A 222-nucleotide genomic window follows, 5' to 3' on the forward strand; every position below is an offset into this window, starting at 1 on the left:
CGGCAACGGCTCCTCCTCCACCCCCCCGGCGACGGAACTCATCATCCTGATCGAGACCGTCGTCGATCCTGGCTACTGGGATCCGGACATCACCCGCAGCGGCCAGGCCAAGGGGAACCTCCTCGGCCTCAACCCCAACGACCCCAACAACCCCGTCTCGACCGGGAACGAACTGGACGCCCCCGAGCCGAAGGCCCAGAACGAGATGAACAAGCTGTCGCT

General features: G+C 65.8%; 1 protein-coding gene. It reads left to right on the forward strand.

Features of this window, described 5'->3' with window-relative positions; genetic code table 11:
• On the forward strand, positions 1–222 hold a 222-nt coding region (locus BGIM_RS64550), incomplete at both ends, for a hypothetical protein (protein WP_162136375.1).

It is taken from the genome of Zavarzinella formosa DSM 19928, from assembly GCF_000255705.1.
GTDB lineage: Bacteria > Planctomycetota > Planctomycetia > Gemmatales > Gemmataceae > Zavarzinella > Zavarzinella formosa.